Below are 21,940 nucleotides of genomic sequence, written 5' to 3' on the forward strand. Positions count from 1 at the left end.
GCCGAAACTCATTTTAGTTTGTCACGGAAATTCCCTCTTGTTTTTCTGCAATGAAAAAATTACAGGATAGCTCATCGCGTGACTATTAGCGCCGGCTTCTGTTCTGCTTTTATGTCATTAAAGCCCTTCTCAAGGGCTTTTTTTGTTGCAGCTGTTTTTAATTGCCGCGATGATTTTACAAAAATCAAAAGTTTTAAGGTGTGTTCGCTTTACAAAAGAGAACGTATGTTTGTATTATACAACTAGGGAGGCGTTTTTGATGGGGAGATTTAATTATGAAGAAGAACCGTTACGGGATATTTTGTTCATTGATGTAAAATCTTTCTATGCATCTGTCGAATGTGTCCAGAGAGGGCTAGATCCTTTGACCGCCTTGCTAGTAGTCATGTCTCATTCAGATAACACAGGAAACGGATTAGTCTTGGCAGCTTCGCCAATGGCGAAAACTGTTCTGGGGATCACCAATGTCACTCGTGCTGACAACTTGCCCAACCATCCGGATCTATATAAAGTTTCACCTCGCATGAATCTATATATCAAAGAAAATTTGAAAGTCAACAACGTTTATCGGAACTATGTGGCGGATGAAGATCTCTTACTCTATTCAATTGATGAGTCGCTGATGGATGTGACGCAAACGTTACATTTATTTTTTCCTGATCCTTCTCTTTCTAGAAGCGAGAAGCGGCACAAAATGGCAGAAAAAATCAAAGCCCATGTCTTCAAAGCGACCGGACTGCGGGTAACTGTCGGGATCGGTGATAATCCTCTTCTTGCAAAATTGGCCCTCGATACCGAAGCAAAGAAAAATCCCACCTTCATTGCCGAATGGACATATCAAGATGTGGAAAGCAAAGTATGGGGAATTTCGCAGATGACTGATTTTTGGGGGATTGGTTCTCGAACCCAAAAACGATTGACTCAGTTGGGGATCGAATCGATCAAAGCATTGGCTCATGCTGATCCAGATTTTTTGCGCAGCCGTATGGGCATCATTGGGGAACAATTATACCACCATGCCAACGGGATCGATCGAACGATTTTAGCAGAACCAGCCCCAAAGACAATGGAAAAAAGTTATGGCAATAATCAAGTCTTAAATCGAAATTATTACTTGCAGAGCGAGATCGAATTAGTTATCAAAGAAATGGCAGAACAAGTCGCCGCCCGAATCCGCCGTGAAGGCTGCCAAACACAATGTATCCATCTCTATATTGGAACAGCTTTTGGAGAGACACAGAAGGGCTTTGCCCACCAAATGAAAATCCCTGCGACAGATAACACCAAACTATTGATTGCTCACGCACTGTTCTTATTTCGCAAATACTACACAGGACAAGTGGTTCGTCATGTGGGGATCACTTATTCGAGACTGGTTTTTACCCAAAGCGTTCAGCTCGATTTGTTCCAAGATCCGGAAGAACAACTAAAACAGCGAAAGCTTGATTTACTGATCGATAAAATTCGCGCCAAATATGGATTTACTTCAATCGTTCATGCTGCCAGCAAATTAGAAGGCGGACGAGCGATTGCACGGGCGAATCTCGTTGGTGGTCATGCCGGTGGAATGGATGGTATCTCAAACGAACCTCAAGGCAAAGCAGTTCGTCCAAAATAGGATGGCTGCTAAGCATTTTGCTATACGCCTATCTCTTTTGCTGATAAATTGAATCTGTGGACCAGCCGGAATTCACAGCATTGCTAAAAAGGAGGAAACACCATGTGTGGGAGATATTTATTTGATCCAAGGACGGGTGAGCTGTCTGATTATTATCAAGAACTAGTCACGATAGCTAAAGAACAAAACAAAAAAATCGCTGTTGATGAAGTTTTCCCTTCCAACCAGGTCGTCACGCTGATTGCCGATGACACGCAGCAAATCGTACCGATCCTAACCCATTGGGGCTTTACTGGTTTCAAAAAAGGCCAACTTTTAATCAATGCCCGAGCAGAAACCGTAGAAGAAAAACGTACTTTCAAGAAGCCATTTCTGGAAAAACGCTGTGCCTTTCCAATGTCTGGCTTTTATGAGTGGGATAGCGATAAGCACAAGTTTCTCTTTGACTCCTCGGAGCCCCTCTACCTTGCTGGTTTCTATCGGAACCATTCTACTGCCAGCGGTTCGGAAGATGAATCCATTATTTTGACGACCAAGCCCAATGCAACGATTGCACCAATCCATGATCGGATGCCTGTTTTGTTGTCGAAGGCAGATGTTTTGCCTTGGATCACGGATGTGACTTTCGCAAGAAACTATCTACTCCAAACGATGCCTGATATTCACCCACAACCTGTTTCGTAAACCAAAACGCCGCCAGAAGAATTTGCTTCTTCTGACGGCTTTTTTTAGCGAGTGACGGCTTTAATAAACAGTAAAGGTCCGTCCTGTCATGATACCAAAAACTGATTTTTCATAGGCAGCAAATACTTTTTCATCCGCGACAGGCAGAAAGCCTTGGAATGAGGGAGCATAGGTCTCCCAAGAGCCTGCCAGCGCATTCGGACTGACCGCATTGATACGAATGCCACGACCAATTTCTAACGCCGCTGAAGCAACAAAAGCACCGATTGCGCCATTCACCAATGCCGAAGAAGTACCCATCGGAATAAACTCGTCTTGAATGATGCCTGAGGTCAACGTGATACTGCCGCCCTCCGTTAAATAATGCTGTCCGATCAACACTAGATTGACTTGGCCTTGCAGCTTGCTGTCAATGGAGCGCTGATTTTCTTCCGGTGTCAACTCCGCAAAAGGTTTGAAGACGGTACTACCCGCTGCGGAAATAATAGCATCTACAGTACCGATCTCTGAAAACAGCGTCCGAATACTTTCTGGATCAGCAATCTCCACCCGGTAGTCCCCTGCACTTCGACTCGCCCTGATAACCTCAACAGATTTGTCTTGTAAACCAGCCAGCAAAATTTTCCCTAACGTTCCGGTATGTCCCACTAAAAGAACTTTCATCCAATCATCTCATTTCGCTTATTTTTTCTCATTCTACGGCAGATTTTTTCTTTTTACAAACGTTAGCTGTCCTTTTCCTCTTTCTCCTCTTTCTGTGCAGGTAAGTCTTGATTTAAGAGGATTGGATAAAGACAGCTATTGTCAAATTACGAAAAAAGTTTGAATGTTTTGTGAAACGCCTTCCTTGTAAAAGGACTTCTATGGTATAACTCTAAAAAAGAAGGTGAAGCTTATGAAAAAAGAAGAACTTTGTACAAGTAAATCCTATTTAGCGAAAGTAATCGGACAACCTACCTTACAAAAGATCAAGATCGTTCGCTTACTGAGCAATACAGCGACTGTCGAACTTTTAGAAGGGGGCAGCTACGGCGTAGCCAAACTCAGTGACATCCAGCCATTGACCGATTAGCGGTTAGTAAAGACTGCTCTAAAAAAGCGTCAAGCAAACAAGGAAATTCCTAGGCTTGACGCTTCTTCTATCTTATTAAAAAAGTGAGTCTTATCCTTGATGAATCAGAGTTGCTCTGACTGCATTTGGTACATTTGCTGATAGATTCCCCCAGCTTGTATCAGACTGGCATGATTGCCCCGTTCAACGATTCTACCTTGATCTAAAACTAGGATTTGCTCAGCTTGCTTAATCGTTGATAAGCGGTGAGCGATCATAAAAGTGGTCCGTCCTTTTTGCAAGACTGTCATTGCTTTTTGAATGATTGACTCCGTTTCGGTATCAACGTGACTCGTTGCTTCATCTAGAATCAAGATTTTTGGATCAAATACCAAAGCACGGGCAAAGCTGATCAATTGACGTTCGCCACTGGAAAACTCATTGCCCTTTTCTACGACGGGATGATGGATACCTTTCGGGTAACGCGTCAGCAGGTAACCGGCACCAACTTTTTCTAATGCGGATAGGATCATCTCTTCTGTGATTGACGGATCATTCATACCGATATTGCTGGCAATCGTTCCTGTAAACAGATAGGGATCTTGCATCACGATCGCCATCGAACGACGAACGCTGTGACGGTCGAATGCTTCGATCACTTGATCATCGATCGTGATAGTCCCTGCTTGAGGGTCATAAAAACGGAACAGTAAGTTCAAGATACTGGATTTCCCAGATCCTGTATGCCCTACTAATGCGACTGTTTCACCTGCAGATACTTGAAAATCAATCTCGTGTAAAACAGCTTGCTCTGGGTCATATCCAAAGGTTACTTGATTGAAAGAAACATTTCCTTCTTTGATCGCAATAACTGCTTCTTGCTGTTTTTCAATTGGCTGATCAGCAAACTCGAAGACTCGTTTGCCAGCAGCTAGCGATTGCTGAACATTGGTGATCGTTTGGACCAGACCTTCGATTGGGTCATAGAGTCGATTGATATAATCAATAAAGGCATAAAGCAAACCTGCGGAGATAGCGAGCCGACCATCCAAGAAGAATGCCGATAATGTCGTGATCAGAATCAGGATCGTTGAATTCCGCAAAAGATTGCCCAATCCCCAGGCAATACTCGAATCCAATAACAGATACTTTCGACCTGTCTGAAACCATTTCTCGACGGTTTCATTGAATTCTTTCTGCAGTTGGCCTTCTCTCTGAAAGGCCTGAATAACTGCCATTCCTTGAACAAATTCATTTAACTGACCACTGATTTGAGAAATATATTCCCGCATGGCAATATTATAACGGGAAGCATACTTCGTATAGACATGTTGCCAAATACCCAGAATCGGAATCAGAATAAGCATAGCCAATCCTAGAGTATGATTCAGGAAAAAGAGTGCCAAGAAAGCCCCAATGATTTGAATGATATTGCTCATCAAATTACTGATGACGATCACATAGAAATTGGAGCGCAAAACTTCCGTGTCATTCGTGATTCGCGCGACTACTTTCCCAGCAGGAATCTGATCAAAATAAGAAACGGGCAATTGGTGCATATGGTCAAAAAGCTGGTCCCGCATTTTCTTCACAATGCGATTTGACATTTTACGCAGCTGCAGCAAGCTGATATAACGAAAGAGCGAGCCAATCAAATTGATCAGCAAGTAACCCGCTAATAATTGGATCAAGAAAAGGATATTCAAATTCCCTGTCTCAACCGATGGAGTCATGACGCCGTCAATCAATCGTTTGGCAATCAGCGGTGATGTCAATTCCAGTGCAGCACCTAGCAGTAGCAATACTGCACCGATCGAAAATTGTTTTTTGTAATAGCCTACATAAGACAGCAGGCGCTTAATCGTTGAGAACATCTGGATCGTCCTCCTTTAACTGTTGATGATAATATTGCTCTTGGTACCATCCAGGAACTGCGATCAGCTCCTGATGGGTCCCTCTTTGGATAACATGCCCCTCTTCCAAAACAATCACTTGATCGGCGTCCGTGATGGCGGATAAGCGGTGGGTCACGATGATCGAAGTCGGTGCATCTGTCATTGCTTTAAGGTTTGCGATGATCGTTTGCTCTGTTTTTGCATCGACAGCTGACAAAGCATCATCCAGCAACAGTACATCACTCCTTCGCAGAAAGGCCCGTGCTAGCGACAAACGTTGCTTTTGACCCCCTGATAAAGAAACTCCCTTTTCACCGACTAATGTTTCAAGGCCTTCTGGCATCCGTTTGATGTCTTCAGCGAAACATGCGAGTGATAACGCTTGCCATAAGCGTTCTTCGGATGCGTCTGGGTCCCCGAACAATAGGTTTTCGCGAATCGTTCGTGAAAACAACGTATGCTCTTGCGGAACTTCCGCAAAGTGACGACGAATCTCTTCTGTCTGAAAAGCAGTCAAAGGCTGCCCATTGATCATTGGCATTTGATTTGAATACGGGTACCGATGTCCGAACTGACGTAGCAAGGAAGTCTTACCACTACCTGTTTTGCCGACGATCCCCAACACTTCTCCTTTGGTAATAGTCAGATCAACGTCTTGTAAGACAAATCGTTCCGTATTCGGATATTTGAAACTGTACTCAGAGAATTCAATTGTTTGGATCATCGGTACAAGTTGTTGTCCTGTAGATTCTAGCTGATCGCCAGTCTGCAATACTTCATTGATCCGACGCCAAGAAGCAGCCCCTTGCTGCATCACATTTACCAGATCTCCTGCTGAAATCATCGGCCAAACCACCATCGTTAGATAGACTTGGAAAGATACCATCGCACCAATAGTGATTTGTTGATTGGCTACTAGGAAAGCCCCGATCCCGAAACTCATCACAAAACTAATCGCCAAAATAATTGTAATCAGCGGCCCAAAACGGGAATCAATCTCGGAAACGATGTCGTTTTTTTCACGAGTTTCTGTTGTTTTTTGCTGAAATTGCTGCGTCGTTGCTGCTTCTAAGCCGAATGCCCGTACCACTCGGATACCATCGATGATCTCCAACACTTCACTATTCATCTCTGAAACAGAGTTTTGTGCTTCTGTAAAAGCTTTATCTACTTGCGAACCCCATTTGAAAATGTAGTACGCCAAGAGGGGCATAGGAATCAGTGCAATGATTGTCAATACCCAAGAGACTGTAATCGCCATCATGGCAACGATGAAACTCAAATAGAGACTCGTATTCAAGAAAACCATCAACCCATAGCCTACGGTCATTCCCATGACTTGAACATCGTCACTAGAACGAGTCATTAAGTCTCCCGTTCGAAACCGATGATAAAAGGGAGCCCCCATGTTTAAGAAATGCTTCATCAATTGCTGACGCAATTGCTTTTGCAAATCGTATGATCCGATAAATAAATTAAATGTCCAAATAAATTCTGCAATATAGCCTAAAAGTATCGCACCGGCAAACAAGCTGACATAGCGAATCAAAATTGCCATCGTAAAGTCATCTTGAATCAGTGCATCAATGAATAAGCGCAAAATATAGATCGGTGCTACATACATCGCACTGGCAATAACCATAAAAATAAATACGATTGCATAACGCAATTTATGCGCTTTAAAATACGTCGTTAATTGTTGTAAAATATATTTCATTTTCTTCCCTCTCAATCTAAAAAAGTACACAAAAAAGCTCTGCCCTTTCGGAAAAAGGACAGAGCATAACGTCAAAAAATATCGACACTATCTGTGTACTAACGGATTACCGAATAAGGGATTAACTACTATTTTGTTGTTTGCGAATTTTGCTGTAACGTTTTGCATCGTAATCCCTCCTTCTTTTTTTATTTGCTGACTACAAGTAACACTTTACAGATAACTATGAGAATTTGCAAGAATTTTTATTAATTTTTTTTAAAACGATTGACTTTCTTATAGTCCTTTTCATCACTTAATGATAAAAAAAGACCCTTTATTCTTTTCCCATTCTGAAAGAATTCTTCTTGTTCTTTTTTCTCTTTTGTCTTGATAATCCTTAGTCTGTCAAGACAAAGGACGCCATTATTTGGCACAAAAAAAAGTTTTTTATAATCCGCCCACAAAGAAATCTGCTTCCAAAAAAAGACTTCCTGCATGGGAAGTCTTTTCTTAAAAAAGTTTCGTTTTTCAACACTTTGTTCTTTACTATTTTAATAATCGACAAACTATTACTCGTTTGAACAGGCTTATGAAGGTCATTTTCGTCTCTTTTTTGCCGCGCTTTTTTTGAAATAGGATGTCCGATACCAGTTCAGAAGATGAAGAAATGGGGAACATCCTTTTAGGTCTTAAATAAAATGTTCATCCTTCAAAAATTCCAATACTTGATTTTTCAATGTATCCGTATCAGAAGCTTCCTGACGACGGTTAGGTGAGACCGCAGGCTGAGCGATCGATTCGACGGTTTCTTGTAGAGATTCTGGCGGCAATTCCAGCAATTGGAAACTATCTACTACAACTTCGGCACCATAGACAGATTGTCCTTCCTTGGTTTCAAAAGGACACATATGCAAATGTCCATTGATTTTAACACTTGCACCTTTCTGGGTATACCGCAAAAAAGTTTCTGCTTGCTTGCCGTTGATAACACAAGCAAACCATTCTGTTTGCAACTGTTCGCTTGTTTGCCACTGTGCAGCGACTGCTAAATTAAACCGTACACACGTATTATTTGCTGCTGCAGAAGCCAGTTGTTCTCGACTGGGCATCTCATTAATTTTCCCAGTAAGGATCACCTTGTTCGTTGCCACGTTACTCCCTCACTCTACATTTTATTTAGACTCGCACTAATGCAAGATTAGCCATAGTCTATCACAAAAAAAATTTCTTGCAATTCTTTTGAGAACATCTATAGTGATCTTCTACAGTTTTTGTCGCTGACTTTTAAACAAAATTTAACCGAGCTTAGCCTTCATCAGTCGTTGAATCTATTTCAGAGACATACGTCCACGTCATGCCATTGTCTTCTGAGGTAAATACGCCTTTGACTGTTCCACCTTTGTAATCCCCCATGGGACCTTGATTGACCATAACTTTCAACTTTCCATCTTCTAGATAAGGTGCTTCAGCAACCACGAAAACCTTCTTCCATTCATCAGGCATTTCAAAAGCAGCTTCCAGCCACGTGTTTCCTCCGTCTGTCGTCACATAGAGACTTGGTTCTGTTGGCGTTACTCCGCCGAAACTCATAAAGCCAACATTCTCGTTGAGGTAGCACGCGTCCGTCAAGAGTCGGCTGATTCCCTTAGCCACTTGCTTTTCCTGCCAAGTCTTGCCACCATCTTGGGTCACATATGAGAGATAGCCTTCCTGCCCCATTACGCGGCCACCCGATAAGAAAATGTAACCAAAACCGTCTTGGCCAAATGTCAATTTGCGAAAACGTACAGCTGCTGTCTGCTCTGCCAGAGCAACATTCTTCCACGTATTTCCTTGATTTTCCGTATAAGTATAATAGACATTTTGAGTTGGACTGCCCTCACTAGCATATTCCGTTCGGATAAATCCAGTCCGTTCAGGAGTCAAAATATAGCTGCCAGCGATCAGCGCTTGTTTGTCGCCACTATACTCGCCGCCAAAAAAATCATCTAACGGATAGGGCAGAATGATTTGATGTTTCCAGCTATCATAAGTTAATTTCAATTGACTCTTACCAATTTCTGTTTTATACGCAATCGTCTGATTCGTTTCCTTTGAGGTGGTCATTTGATTGTTCTTATCGGTGATCGCACTTAGATCTCCCGCATCTACATTCGTGATCGCTTTGTCCCCTTGAGCAGTCGTAGCAACCTTAACTTGCCAACAAATGTCCCGCACAGAACCGTCATCGGAAACTTTCCCCCAATAAGATGTCATCGTCTCACGATTGATCGACTTGGGCCACACAGTAAATTTTACCGTCAGCAGCCCATCTTGATAGGTTGCACCACTCACACTGTAAGAATCGATCCGTACATCTTCTTGCACCTTCACAGAAGAAAAATAGCGCATCAAATCATAAAATAAATTAAATCCTTGTGTATTCGGATCATAGTTAAATTCGCTTTCAAAGGGCAGAAATTGATTAAAATAAGTAACGGGCTGTTCTTTGATAGCGGATTGGTTTACTTGAGAAGTCTCTACAGTTGATGATTTTGAACCACTCGAACTGACCGCTCGTCCTACAGAAAAGCCAATGATGAACCAGATGACTAGCCCAATCACAATCAGTGTCAAACCGACAGCTAACGCTACCCGAATTGCTGCTATTTTTTTATGCTCTTTCACGGGAAAAACCCACCTTTTGTTTTCAATTACTTGAAGTATAATGAAAAGTTTCTTTTCTCACAAGATGCTTTTTCACTTCTTAAGAAATTAAGAAAAGGGTTCCTCATTAAATAGTTTTTAGAAAAAATAAAAGCATTCGCAAAAAAGTGACATACTTCAGGCTTTCCAAAGATGGAAAAACTGAAGTATGTCATTTCTAACCATTCTACTGTTTCTTTCATATTTATTCTTATATTGCTTCTCTGGTTTCTTCACACACGTTGATTAATGGATCAGATTATTCCTTCAGATACCTTCTAAACATCTCCTATCATCTAATAAATATGTGCGAACTTGCGATACAAAATATAATGAACCAGTAATAAAAAGAGTATCTTTCGATCCCATTTTAGCAACAATCTCCTTAATACCTTGTTGCCACTCTTGATAATATTTAAATTGGCTATTTTCTCGAACAAGATCTTCTTTTTTCAACGCTTTCGGGTAATCGAATGTGGTTATTATAAGGCAATTATTAGGGATTTGCTGCATCTGTCGGATCATTTTCCTACTATTTTTGGTTGTTAGCGCTGAAAACAAAATATATTTCTTTCCTTGTTGAAATTTTTCTGTAACTGTATCAACAAATTCTTTTATGGCATGTGGATTGTGTGCCCCATCGATAATGATCGTCGGTTGTGAACTGATTTTCTCCATACGACCTGGCCATCGCGCTTTTTCTAAAGCTTTCTGTATGCTCTCTTTTTGTATCGCTTTGTTTTGCTGCTGACAATAAAGCAAAAAAAGTTGAAGGGCAGTTGCTGCATTTTCCACTTGGTATTTTCCACATAAAGGAATTCTAAGATTTAAAAATTGAAAGTCTTCATTTTCGAAGTGAAACATTTCTCCACTTATAGAATCCTTAGGACTATGACTTTCAGGGCTTTGCTTCACATAGTGAACTTGGTAAGAGGTATTTTTCTTAGAGAGTGGCGCATTTTTTTTAGAAGCGACTTCTTCAATTATTTTCACTGCATTTTGCGAAATGTTTCCTGTAAAAATAGGTATGTTTTTTTTGATAATGCCAGCTTTTTGCAAGGCAATTTCTTCCTCAGTTTCGCCTAATATATCTGTATGATCTAATCCAATCGTAGTAATAGCAGTTAAAATTGGTATAAAAACATTCGTACTGTCCCATTTTCCCCCGATACCTGCCTCGAAAATTGCGATGTCTGCGTGCTTTTGAAAATAAGAAAAGGCCATTGCAGTCAATATCTCAAATTCTGTTATTCCCTGATAGCGTGTATCCTCATCCATACTATCTACCAGAGGGCGAAATTCATTTGCTAGCTGGACAAATTCTTCTGCGGAGATTGCTTTCCCATTAATCGAAATACGTTCATAAAAACTTTCAATGTACGGCGAAGTAAATGTACCCACTGCTAGCTTCTGCATTTCTAATAAACAACGCAAGTAAGTTACCGTCGAACCTTTTCCATTTGTTCCTGCAATGTGAATCCCGATACTATTCTTTTCGGGATGACCGCACAGCTTCAGTAGCTCGTTGACTCGTATCAAACCAGGCCGCGATCCAAATTTTTTGCGCGAATGAATCCAGCGTACTGCTTCATCTCCTGTTTTAAACATTCTTATCATCCCCAATAGAATTGTTAGTTCGTTTAGAAAATATTACGAGCGAAGCGTTTCAAAGGAATCGCATGACCAAAGAATACGATCATGGCTGTTTGTACAGGTAGCATGATCACCGCTTTGACAATACGTATTCCCCAAAGTTTCGTATCGGTCAAAGGAATTGCATACATCATTGACAACCAAATTGGTGTCAGACACAAACTGATAATTAATGTATTGCAAAGAACACATAGAAAAGAATTTTTTATTGTAATGGGCTTTTTATAAAAAAAGTAGCCATAAAGCAAACCTGCAATGAATGAATTCAGTGTAAAGCCAATGAAAAAAGGAGCTTTCCCTAAAAGAGTATTCCCGATAATATCAGCAATTGAAGCACCAATTGCTGTCCACCAAGGGCCAAATAAACTAGCCATAACCACTTCTGGAACAAAATCAAAGGTAATTTTCAACAGCTGGGTTTCAAACCCTAATACTTGAGACAAAACGACCATTAATCCAATCAGTAATCCCATTGTTGCGATAATATGTGCGTCTATTTTTTTCTTCATTCTTAGCATCTCCTTTAATAGAGCTGCTACACAATTAATTTATGCAGCGAATGCAAAGATAGAATCGTGAAATTTGTTTCTTCGTCTAAAAGGCAACATCCCATCCTTATAGCACTTAACGCTCTATCTTCTACTCTGTTTTTTTATTTTTGTCAAAACAGCAATCCTGTTGTTTGCAAGATTCTGTTTCTCTGATGAACTAGATTCCACTTGTATAAATGTTTCATCTTTTATAACCAGCATTTCATTTTTTTGCAACATTTGTCGCTGTGTCCTATCGCCCAGAAGCACTATTGAAAGATTCTCCAATGCATAAATGACAGCAATAGTCTGCGGTTTAATAAAATGCATCTCATTTCCTTTAAGCGCCTGAACAAAGACGTCGTAATCGTCTTTAAAAATAACATTAAAATCTTGACACTCACCCTGACACGTTGTTTTTAATTTACCATCGAAATGGTGGGGCTCAAAAGCATTTAGGCTAATCCAAGAACCTAATTGCCCTAATCTAACTGGATTATCCAAAGACATAAGGATTCGTTGATAACCAGTAAAGTCAGAAAATTCCACGGTATTCATAGTCACTGTCGCAGTTGAGAGACGGAAATCAAAATCTCGTTTAGCTAAGCTACTTGAATCAGGTTCCACTAAAAGTTCTGTAGTCTGTCCTCCAGACCACTTTGTGGACAAGTAATCTTCACATGTTTTCTTCTCGATTGTTCCCACACTTCTTCCTTAAACAATATCTAATTCTTCAAATTGACTCAAAATTTTAATATCTTGTGCCACACTGACAAAAGCCTTTTGATCAACATCTTTCATGATTTGATCCAAAATTTCCATTTCGTAAGTAGTAATAACCAAAATCAGAATCGCTTGAGTTTCTTGATTATATGCGCCTAGTGCATATGGAATGATCGTGATTCCACGACTTAATTTTTCTTGCAGAGCTGGGATAACTTCATTCGGCTTTTGCGTAATAATCGTCACCTGAACTTTTTTATGTTTGACATACACTAGATCTGTAACTTTTCCACTTATAAAAATGGATAAAACACTATAAAAAGCATAGGGCCAGCCAAATAAATAACCGGCTACCAATACAATGACTCCATTCAAAACAATCGAAATCACGCCAATACTTCGACCGGTGATTTGTCTGATTGTAAGAATGAGCGCATCCATACCACCAGTTGAAAGTCCATATTTTAATGCCAGCCCCAAAGAAAAGCCATTGATTGTTCCCCCAAAAATGGCGCAAATAATCGGATCTGTAGTTAGCTCAGTACTTGGGACGATGTGGATGGCAAATGATGCAACCGTTACACAAATAACCGTATAGATGACAAACTTGCGATTAATTTTGAACCATGCAAGCATAAACATTGGAACATTCAGGAGATAATATATAACTGAAATAGGGACTTCAATATGGCTTTTAGCAAGACCAGTCGCAATGATTTGTGCGATCCCAGTTAAGCCGCCGGCATAAATATTCCCTGGCTGCCAAAAAAGATTCAGCGCCAAGGAATATAAAAAGGCATAAATAAGAATCACTGTTAATTTTGTAACCACCTCTTGCCAGATATCTATTCTTTTAAAACGTGACATAATCCTCTTTCCTTTTCTTTAAATAAAAGGAAGACATCTCTTCCTCTGATATCGGTCAATCGGCACAAATCAGGTCATACCTTTAAAACTGCAGATCCAATGTCACTTGTTTCTCAATTTCTTTTAAGAAATCTCTATCTTCTAAAACGGTAGTTGCTTTGTTTAATTCATCATACATTTCGATGTCTTTATCATGCTCAATAAAGTTTACTTGTCGACGAAATGCAAGATAAGCTGCTTTTGTGCCTTTGCCAAGTCCTGACTGATATCCTTTGATGTCTAGTGCTTGGCAAGCCGCCATGATTTCAGTTGCAACGACCCGCCGAGAATTTTTGACGATTTCTAGAGCTGTTCGGGCAGCAGTTGTACCCATGCTAACAAAGTCTTCTTGATTTTCACAGGATGGTATTGAATCTACACTAGCTGGGTGTGCCAAGATTTTATTTTCTGAAACCAGAGATGCACATGCATATTGTGTGATCATAAAACCAGAGTTCAACCCCGGATGTTTCACCAAGAACGAAGGCAGATTACTTAATTGGTGATTCACCAATCGTTCTACTCTTCGTTCAGATACATTGCCAATCTCAGCGGCAGCAATACCCAAAAAATCAAATGGTTGCGCCAAAGGTTCTCCATGAAAATTCCCTCCGGAAATCACTTCACCATTTCTAGAAATGATTGGATTATCAGTAACTGAATTAATCTCAATTTCTACTTTTTCTTTTACATATGCAATCGAATCTTTACTAGCACCATGAATTTGCGGCATACAACGTAATGTGTAAGGATCTTGAACATGATCTGGTGTCGCTTCCGTAATATATTTACTATCTTCAATTAAACGACGAATATTACGAGCGGTTGCTAATTGCCCACTTTGCGGGCGAATCGTATGAAGGTCTTCTTTAAAAGGACTAGAAATTCCGTCATGAACTTCCAATGAGAGTGCTCCTGCAACATCTGAAAGTTTTAATAACTGAATAGCATCATACGTTGCCAATGCCCCAACCGCGTTCAAAACTGTTGTCCCATTGATAAAAGCTAATCCTTCTTTGGCACTTAATTGAATCATTTTCAATCCTGCTTTTTCCATTGCTTCTTTCCCAGAATACAACGTGCCCTTATAATAAGCCTTACCTAAACCTAGTAATGGTAAAACCATATGAGCTAATGGGGCTAGATCACCGGATGCTCCTAATGAGCCTTTCTCTGGAATGTAGGGATGGACACCTACGTTCAACATCGCTAACAATGCTTCTACAGTGCTTAAACGAATACCAGAATAGCCTTTAATCAACGAATTAATTCGAATCAGCATAATAGCTCGTACAATATCTTCCGAAAATGGCTCGCCGTAACCAGCAGAATGAGTACGAATCAAATTTTCTTGTAATTGCACAGTGTCTTCTTTTGAAATACTGACATTACAAAGAGAACCAAATCCCGTATTGACTCCATAAACAACACGACGTTCCTCTACAATTTTATCAACAATCCTGCGCGACTCTTTCACTGCTTCTTTGGCACTTTCGGCTATTACACATTGACGATGGTTGCGTGCTACAGCCACTACGTCTTCTAAAGTTAGGCTAGCACCATCCAAAATAATCATTTCTTGACTAGGAATGGTATTCTGAGCTTCTTCTTTTATCAACATTTTCATCGTTTTATTCCCCACTTTTCTAATAAATTCCTTCCAAGTATCAGTTTCCACAAGTTTTCTAATTTACTTGCTTCGATTTATTATTGTTTAAGAGTAGATACAAGATGCTTGCTACTATAACTCCAATAACTCCAGCTATTAAATTGATCGGATTGGCCGCAGCGACCATCCAAATACTAACAACTATGGAGATAATTGGAATGACTGGACCAAACGGCAGCCGGAAAGCAGGCACATTTTCCATGTCTTTTTTTCTCAACCAAATAACTGCCAATGCAGTCGGAATGTACTGGAAGAAACGAAAGACTACGGACAGTTCCGCTAATTGTTCAAATGATCCGCTTAGTAGAAAAGCTATGGTTAGTAAACCAGAAAAAATAATAGCAACGATAGGTGCATTTTTATTATTTTTTTTAGCAATCACCTTAGGTAACAATCCTTCATCCGCGATTGAAGCTCCATATCGCGGAATCATCAGAGAATCTCCCATATTCAAGCCAGCAATTGAAATCAAGGCCCCGATTGAAATAATCCATTTCCCAGCTGGTCCAATCATTTCAACAAAAGCATCTTGAACTGGCGCATTGCTTTGTAAAATTCCCGTTCCAAGCATGGCAATCGTTCCCGCAATAATCATAAAATAAAGCAGCGAAACAATACTTATGGATCCAATAATCGCTTTTGGCACATTTTTTTTGGCATTCCGCATTTCTCCAGCTACTACAGGTAAAGCTTCAAAACCAATAAAAGCATAAAAGACAGTGAGTGACGTTGAGGCCATGGCTTTAGATAAAGTCATGTCAGGATTCAATTGTAGAAACGGTGTAAAGTTTCCTTGATTGATTCCATTTTTGATGAAAAAAACTGCAATCAGTGTGAAAGCAATAATTGGAATCAATTTAGCTATTGTAATAACAATCGTAAAAATTTTTGAAGTCTTAATCCCCATACTATTAATCACAGATAAGAAAATAACCAAACAAATGCTAATCAATGTATTCTGTCCTTCTAACGCTGGAAAAGTTTGGATCAGAAGTTTCGCAAAACCTGCAGCCATTGCAGCCCACGCAATAATCGTCACAAACCACCCCAGAACACCAACATTAAATCCAATAAAATCGCCAAATGCTGTTTTCGAATATTGGAAAGCTCCGCCATTCTTATTGAAGTAACCCGCAACTTCGGCGAAGCAAACGGCCAACATCAAAACCAAGACCGCATCTAAAACCATTGCAACAAGAGAAGCAGGACCTAAATCTTGGTAAATGGTTCGGGGCAAAAGAAAAATTCCTGAACCAATTACTGCATTGATTCCGTATAGCGTCGCACCACCAAAGCTAAATTTTGCATTCTCATTTTTCGCTAGCTCTGCGGAGTCAATGTCTTTAATATCCGTTATCTCTGAAACCTCGACATCTTTTTGCATACTATTTCACCTCTTCTTTTTTTATTGTAAAACGTTTTCAATTACACGTTTTATTCTAGTAAGCAGTTCATGTTAGCTATTTTACAAAGAGAGTTCCCTCCACCTCCTTGTAAAATAGCTCTAAACTGCTAGAATAATCCGGTTATATTTCCTTTTTCATCAATATCAATTCTTTCAGCTGCTGGAGATTTTGGTAATCCCGGCATCGTCATAACAGCTCCTGTCAACGCAACAATAAATCCTGCCCCGGCAGATACTTTGAGATTACGGATCATCACAGTAAAATCTTTTGGCGCTCCAAGTAGTGACGCATCATCTGAAAATGAGTATTGGGTTTTTGCCATACAAATTGGATAATTACCAAATCCAAGACGTTCCAATTCCTTTAATTCTTTTTTCGCACTTGGTGCCAATTCTACGCCTGCCCCACCGTATACTTTTTGGACGATTTTATTTAGTTTTTCTTCAATTGAATCATCCAAATCATAGACATAGCTAAAATGATTTGGCTCTTCTGCTAGTGCAACTACTTTTTCCGCCAGCTCTTTACCGCCAGCACTTCCTTTCCCCCAAACATCAGATAGAACAACTGCAACGTCCATTTCTTTACAAGCTTTCTCTACCGCAGCTAATTCTGCATCTGTATCTGTTGGAAATTTGTTAATAGCTACAACAACTGGCATCCCGTATACTTCTTTAATATTCTCTAAGTGTTTAGACAAGTTAGGTATTCCAGCAAATACTGCATCGACATTTTCTATTCCTAAATCGCTTTTCTTCACGCCACCGTGCATTTTTAACGCACGAATCGTTGCTACCAAAACAACCGCATCTGGTCGTAGATTAGCTAAACGACATTTGATATCTATAAATTTCTCAGCTCCCAAGTCAGCGCCAAAGCCGGCCTCTGTCACTGCATAATCGGCATACTTTAGCGCAAGTTTCGTTGCCAATACGCTGTTGCATCCATGTGCGATATTTGCAAATGGACCTCCGTGAATAAAAGCAGGGGCATGCTCCAATGTCTGTACAATATTTGGCTGAATTGCCTCTTTTAATAGGGCGGCCATTGCCCCTTCTGCTTTCAAATCCCCAGCAGTTACCGGCTCCCCATCGTAATTATATGCAACGATGATTTTTCTCAGCTTATTTTTTAAGTCAGCAATATCGTTAGCTAAGCATAGAATGGCCATAATTTCTGATGCAACTGTAATGTCATACCCATCCTCACGTGGCACGCCATTTACTCGTCCTTGAAGACCATTTACAATGTGACGCAATTGGCGATCATTCATATCTACCACACGTTTCCAAGTAATTCTGCGAGAATCAATTTGGAGAAGGTTCCCCTGATGAATATGATTATCTAATAGTGCCGCTAATAAATTATTGGCGGCACTAATTGCATGAAAATCACCGGTAAAATGTAAGTTGATGTCCTCCATTGGGACTACTTGAGCATGTCCACCACCAGCAGCACCACCTTTCACACCAAATACAGGACCTAATGAAGGCTCGCGTAATGCAATCACTGCTTTTTTCCCAATGGCTGTCAATGCATCGACGAGACCTACTGAAGTAGTGGTTTTTCCTTCTCCAGCAGGTGTAGGCGTAATTGCGGTCACTAGAATGAGCTTGCCATCCTCGTTGTCATCCAATGACTCAATATTATTGATCTTTGCTTTATATTTTCCATAAAGAGACAGATTTTCTTTAGCAATACCAATTGATTCAGCAATTTCTTCAATCGGCTTCATCACAACAGAATTTGCAATTTCAATATCTGATAAGACCATGTCCATAAACTTCCTTTCTATCTACCAATCTAAATGATTACAGCGATTCAAGTATTTGTTGATAGGTTGCATCAGCAATTTTGCTGCCTTCCTCAACTAGCGATTCCCCGGCTTTGCGGTATTGGCGAACAAACATTTCGTCTTTGATGCTTGCAAGGTTAATCAATACATTCAACCACGCACCTTGTAAAGCTGCCTTTAAATTCAAAGCAGCTACTCCCAAATCACTAGCAGCATTGGTATTTGATTTGCCAACCGCAGCCTGTGTGACTTTTAACGCATCCACAATTTTTTCCATCATAGAAAAAGGTGTAACAGCTGCTCCTTTTAAAGCACTCTGCATTGCTTCTCGGCGGGCTTTTTTTTCTTCTTCGGTTGTTTTTGGGAGTCCAAAAACAGCTGACACTTGATTAAAAGCTTCTGTATCTTCATCAATTGCCCTGAGTAAACCCTCTTGCAAAGATTTAGCTTTTTTTTGCAGTAATTCAATTTCGTCTTCGAACTCTGCATATTTTTTTTTGCCAATCGTGAGTTCTGTCACCATCTTTGTCAAAGCAATTCCTTGTGCGGCAGCTAATGCTGAAGCAGATCCCCCACCTGGTGCCGGTGTATCCGAACCTAAAACAGCAATGAAATCGTTTATTTGCATCTCAACGAGTTTCATGACAATCCCCCTATCAATTCAATAAATGATTTTCGAAAACTTGCTTATTATAATTGAACTCTTCAATCTGTAAATAATATTCAGCACAATCAATCAAGGCTTTTGCTGGCGTTAATCCGATTACTTCACTGCCAATAACCGACACACCATAACGTTTTGCTTCAAAGCGAATCGTTTCAAACACACGATACAGCGGTGTTTTCTCGAAGTTCACCATATTCATAGATACTTGAGCAATATTACGATCTTCAAGCATGACACCAATACCCTTGCAGTATTTCCATCCTCCAGAGGATCCGCGAACAATTTTAGCGATTTTATTGGCAATCTCAATATTATCTGTATCCAAATTCACATTGAATGCAACTAAAGGCATTCTGGCACCCACTGCTGTGACACCAGCGGTTGGATGAATTTTGCGTTCGCCATAATCTGGTTGCCATTCTTCTTCCAAAAGTTTTTCTGGCATTTTCTCAAATTGTCCTTTGCGGATCTTCGCTAAATTTTTACGTACGGGTGTAGTGGCTGAATCTTCATATAGAAAAATGGGAATCTGTAATTCTTCATTGATTCGTTGAGCTACTTTCTTAGAAATAGCAATGCACTCTTCCATGGTGACATCTTTGATCGGCACAAAAGGAACCACATCTGTTGCCCCCATACGAGGATGTTCTCCTTGATGCTTCGTCATATCAATATTCTCACTTGCAAACTTCACTAATTGAAATACTACTTCTTGGATTCCTTCTTCATCACCAACGAGTGTAAAAACACTACGATTATGAGATGTGTCAGAAGAATGATCCAACAATGTGACACCTTTAACATTCTTAGCGATCTCCACCAACCCATCAATAACCTTTTGATTTCTTCCATCACTGAAGTTCGGAATACATTCAATTAATTTTGTCATGGTCTATTGCTCCTTGTTTTTATTTTGAACTTTAGGTACGGCATAAATTTGTTCTTACTACATTAAAAAAAATCTATGAATAGCGTTATTTTTATTTCAACACCTCCTAATATCCCAATTTATTTGTTACCGCTTTCATTCACCGAAATCAGCTTATCACTCTTTCAAATCGGTTGCAAACTCCGTAAAAAAAAGCTTTTCATAATTTTTTCATAATTAAAATTCTGTTTTTTTTTGGAAAATTCTCCTAATTGTCTTCCGCATTTTTTTGTCTTTTATTTTATTTGACCTTTTTTTGACTTTCTTTTTTAAACTGAAGGTAACCTATCGTTGCGCATTGAATAAAAAACAAGACAGACTTTATTTAATCTTTTTGATTTCTTTTACAAAGTACTTTTTTTGCTTGAATAGGTACACTCATAAACAAAAATTTGTAATCAACACATAAAAAATCTTCAAGTTTTATTTTTGACGTTTAATAGTCGGTGCCCTTCGTTTTTTATACATAAACATTAGAAAAAAATAATTATTATGCCGATAATTCTTTTGAACTTTTGGAAAATTATCAGCAAATAAAGAGGTGGAAACATGAAGAAAATTGTTTTGTTGATTGATTTTGGCAGCACATATACAAAATTAACTCTGGTCGATCCTAGCGCCATGGAAGTCCTTCATACAGCTCAGATTCCCACAAGTAGTCAAGACGGGTTACAGTTGTGCTATACAGAAGGGAAAAAAGCATTACTTCAAACGTTAAAATTTTCTGATCAAGTAAAGATAGAAGAATATTTCTGTTCTTCCGCATGGGGAGGCTTTAAAATGATTGCCATTGGTTTAACTGAGAGTTTGACATTAGAAGCGGCGAAAAGAGCGGCTCTGGGGGCAGGCAGTCGTATTCTTCAAACTTTTTGTTATCGTTTGACACTGGACCAGCTTGAGGAAATAGAACAACAAAAGCCAGATGTTGTTTTGTTGACAGGAGGGTGTAATGGTGGAAATCAAGAAATCATCCGTCACAATGCCCGTCTTCTTACTCAGCTTTCTACAGAGATTGCATTGATTGTAGCTGGCAACGAAGACAGCTATGGAGAATTATCTAAGCTCTTGCAAGATCGAAATAATACTTACTTTACCGAAAACGTGATGCCTGATGTTAATAAGCTGAATCCTATTCCGGTTAGAAAAATTGCCCAAAAAGTTTTCTTAGAAAAAATTGTTCATTCAAAAGGGATTCATCAAGTTGCAGCTCACGCAAGTGCCCCCATCATCCCCACCCCTAAAGCTGTATTAGCTGCAGCCAAGCTATTAAAAGAAGGGACACAAGCTTCGAAAGGTTTTGGGAATTTAGTCGTTGTTGACATTGGGGGAGCGACAACAGATATTCATTCTGTTGGAGATGGTTTACCCCAAGCAGAAAATGTTTACTTTGAAGGATTGGAAGAACCCTATTTGAAACGTACCGTAGAAGGTGATCTCGGTATGCGTTCTTCTGCAGTAAGCTTGCTAAGGTGCATTGTAGAAGATTCCAATCGAATCAGGGCATTGTCTTCTTGGAAATTTACGACTCTTCAAGCTGCTTGCTATTATAGATGTAGTCATCCAACATATGTACCAAAGACACGAGAAGAATGCCTAATTGATCAATTTTTAGCTCAATCGGCAACGGCTATCGCTTTAGAGAGACATGCTGGAAAGATAAGAAAAGAATATACGCCAAATCGTACAATCTACTACCAGCATGGAAAAGATCTTCGAAATTTCCAAACAATCATTGGTACTGGTGGCGTTATCATTCATAGTCAATCTCCTAAAAAATAGTTAAACCTGACATCAAGGGCATGTCTAATACTTTGCTACCAGTAGATCCGCAAATTCTTATTGACCAAGACTACCTTTTATCTGCAATGGGACTTTTAAGTCAAAACTATCCCGAAGCAGCATTGAACATTCTAAAGAAGAAACTTTATCGACTCAACCCTTAGTTGTGAAAAGAAGCTGTGACAAAAGTTTTGTCACAGCTTCTTCTGAATAAGCGGTTAGTAATAGCTTTTTCGGAATTTTCTTCTCATT

19 protein-coding genes and 1 riboswitch are annotated in these 21,940 nt (G+C 39.8%); of the genes, 5 read left to right on the forward strand and 14 right to left on the reverse strand.

The window, feature by feature from the left end; translation table 11 throughout:
- Positions 1-259: 259 nt before the first annotated feature.
- Both EGX73_RS01270 and EGX73_RS01275 read left to right on the forward strand, forming a co-directional pair.
- Positions 260-1,618, forward strand: a complete 1,359-nt coding sequence (locus tag EGX73_RS01270) for a Y-family DNA polymerase (protein WP_003125747.1) — start codon at positions 260-262, stop codon at positions 1,616-1,618.
- Between the two features lie 102 nt (positions 1,619-1,720).
- On the forward strand, positions 1,721-2,302 hold the full coding sequence (locus tag EGX73_RS01275; protein WP_003125746.1) for an SOS response-associated peptidase: 582 nt from the start codon (positions 1,721-1,723) through the stop codon (positions 2,300-2,302).
- 60 nt (positions 2,303-2,362) lie between these two features.
- On the opposite strand, the gene EGX73_RS01280 is transcribed toward EGX73_RS01275, so the two are convergent.
- Positions 2,363-2,965 carry a short chain dehydrogenase gene (locus EGX73_RS01280; protein WP_003125744.1) on the reverse strand — a complete coding sequence of 201 codons (603 nt, stop codon included), beginning with the start codon at positions 2,963-2,965 and terminating at the stop codon, positions 2,363-2,365.
- Positions 2,966-3,197: 232 nt separating this feature from the next.
- Between EGX73_RS01280 and EGX73_RS15880 the strand changes: the two genes are divergently transcribed.
- Entirely contained in the window at positions 3,198-3,374 is a 177-nt protein-coding gene (locus tag EGX73_RS15880) for a hypothetical protein (protein WP_172956404.1), read from the forward strand.
- Between the two features lie 104 nt (positions 3,375-3,478).
- Here the strand turns inward: EGX73_RS15880 and EGX73_RS01285 are convergent, their stop codons facing one another.
- The 13 genes from EGX73_RS01285 to ftcD form a co-directional block, all read right to left on the reverse strand.
- Complete coding sequence (locus tag EGX73_RS01285) at positions 3,479-5,227, reverse strand: ABC transporter ATP-binding protein (RefSeq protein ID WP_003125741.1); 1,749 nt, start codon at positions 5,225-5,227, stop codon at positions 3,479-3,481.
- Positions 5,211-6,965, reverse strand: a complete 1,755-nt coding sequence (locus EGX73_RS01290; protein ID WP_123866653.1) for an ABC transporter ATP-binding protein — start codon at positions 6,963-6,965, stop codon at positions 5,211-5,213. The genes EGX73_RS01285 and EGX73_RS01290 overlap by 17 nt, the downstream gene beginning before the upstream one ends.
- A 671-nt stretch (positions 6,966-7,636) precedes the next feature.
- The gene (locus EGX73_RS01295; protein ID WP_003125737.1) at positions 7,637-8,098 is read right to left on the reverse strand and encodes a single-stranded DNA-binding protein; all 462 of its coding nucleotides are present in this window, start codon (positions 8,096-8,098) and stop codon (positions 7,637-7,639) included.
- Between the two features lie 154 nt (positions 8,099-8,252).
- The gene (locus EGX73_RS01300) at positions 8,253-9,614 is read right to left on the reverse strand and encodes a hypothetical protein (protein WP_005470649.1); all 1,362 of its coding nucleotides are present in this window, start codon (positions 9,612-9,614) and stop codon (positions 8,253-8,255) included.
- A 285-nt stretch (positions 9,615-9,899) separates the two neighbouring features.
- The gene (locus EGX73_RS01305; RefSeq protein WP_123866654.1) at positions 9,900-11,240 is read right to left on the reverse strand and encodes a folylpolyglutamate synthase/dihydrofolate synthase family protein; all 1,341 of its coding nucleotides are present in this window, start codon (positions 11,238-11,240) and stop codon (positions 9,900-9,902) included.
- 32 nt (positions 11,241-11,272) lie between these two features.
- Positions 11,273-11,794, reverse strand: coding sequence for a folate family ECF transporter S component (locus EGX73_RS01310; RefSeq protein WP_005470644.1), 522 nt, complete (start codon positions 11,792-11,794; stop codon positions 11,273-11,275).
- Positions 11,795-11,836: 42 nt separating this feature from the next.
- Positions 11,837-11,934: riboswitch (THF riboswitch) on the reverse strand.
- On the reverse strand, positions 11,918-12,520 hold the full coding sequence (locus EGX73_RS01315; RefSeq protein ID WP_086269046.1) for a HutD family protein: 603 nt from the start codon (positions 12,518-12,520) through the stop codon (positions 11,918-11,920). (Overlaps the previous riboswitch by 17 nt.)
- Positions 12,521-12,529: 9 nt before the next feature.
- Complete coding sequence (locus EGX73_RS01320; RefSeq protein WP_086269045.1) at positions 12,530-13,405, reverse strand: YitT family protein; 876 nt, start codon at positions 13,403-13,405, stop codon at positions 12,530-12,532.
- A gap of 82 nt (positions 13,406-13,487) precedes the next feature.
- Positions 13,488-15,020 carry a histidine ammonia-lyase gene (gene hutH, locus EGX73_RS01325; RefSeq protein WP_003125729.1) on the reverse strand — a complete coding sequence of 511 codons (1,533 nt, stop codon included), beginning with the start codon at positions 15,018-15,020 and terminating at the stop codon, positions 13,488-13,490.
- A 109-nt stretch (positions 15,021-15,129) separates the two neighbouring features.
- Positions 15,130-16,497 (reverse strand): APC family permease, encoded by a 1,368-nt coding sequence (locus tag EGX73_RS01330; RefSeq protein ID WP_003125727.1) that lies wholly within the window; start codon positions 16,495-16,497, stop codon positions 15,130-15,132.
- A 128-nt stretch (positions 16,498-16,625) separates the two neighbouring features.
- Entirely contained in the window at positions 16,626-18,293 is a 1,668-nt protein-coding gene (locus EGX73_RS01335; RefSeq protein ID WP_034704066.1) for a formate--tetrahydrofolate ligase, read from the reverse strand.
- A 37-nt stretch (positions 18,294-18,330) separates the two neighbouring features.
- Positions 18,331-18,957: a cyclodeaminase/cyclohydrolase family protein gene (locus tag EGX73_RS01340; protein WP_003125724.1), complete on the reverse strand. Its 627-nt coding sequence runs from the start codon at positions 18,955-18,957 to the stop codon at positions 18,331-18,333.
- Positions 18,958-18,970: 13 nt separating this feature from the next.
- Positions 18,971-19,870: a glutamate formimidoyltransferase gene (gene ftcD / locus EGX73_RS01345; protein WP_003125723.1), complete on the reverse strand. Its 900-nt coding sequence runs from the start codon at positions 19,868-19,870 to the stop codon at positions 18,971-18,973.
- 588 nt (positions 19,871-20,458) lie between these two features.
- On the opposite strand from ftcD, the gene EGX73_RS01350 reads away from it, so the two are divergent.
- The gene (locus tag EGX73_RS01350) at positions 20,459-21,688 is read left to right on the forward strand and encodes a glutamate mutase L (protein WP_253764174.1); all 1,230 of its coding nucleotides are present in this window, start codon (positions 20,459-20,461) and stop codon (positions 21,686-21,688) included.
- Positions 21,689-21,708: 20 nt separating this feature from the next.
- Positions 21,709-21,852 (forward strand): glutamate mutase L, encoded by a 144-nt coding sequence (locus EGX73_RS16095; RefSeq protein WP_253764175.1) that lies wholly within the window; start codon positions 21,709-21,711, stop codon positions 21,850-21,852.
- The last annotated feature ends 88 nt before the right edge of the window (positions 21,853-21,940 follow it).

Source organism: Enterococcus sp. FDAARGOS_553 (assembly GCF_003812305.1).
Classification (GTDB): Bacteria; Bacillota; Bacilli; order Lactobacillales; family Enterococcaceae; genus Enterococcus_D; species Enterococcus_D gallinarum.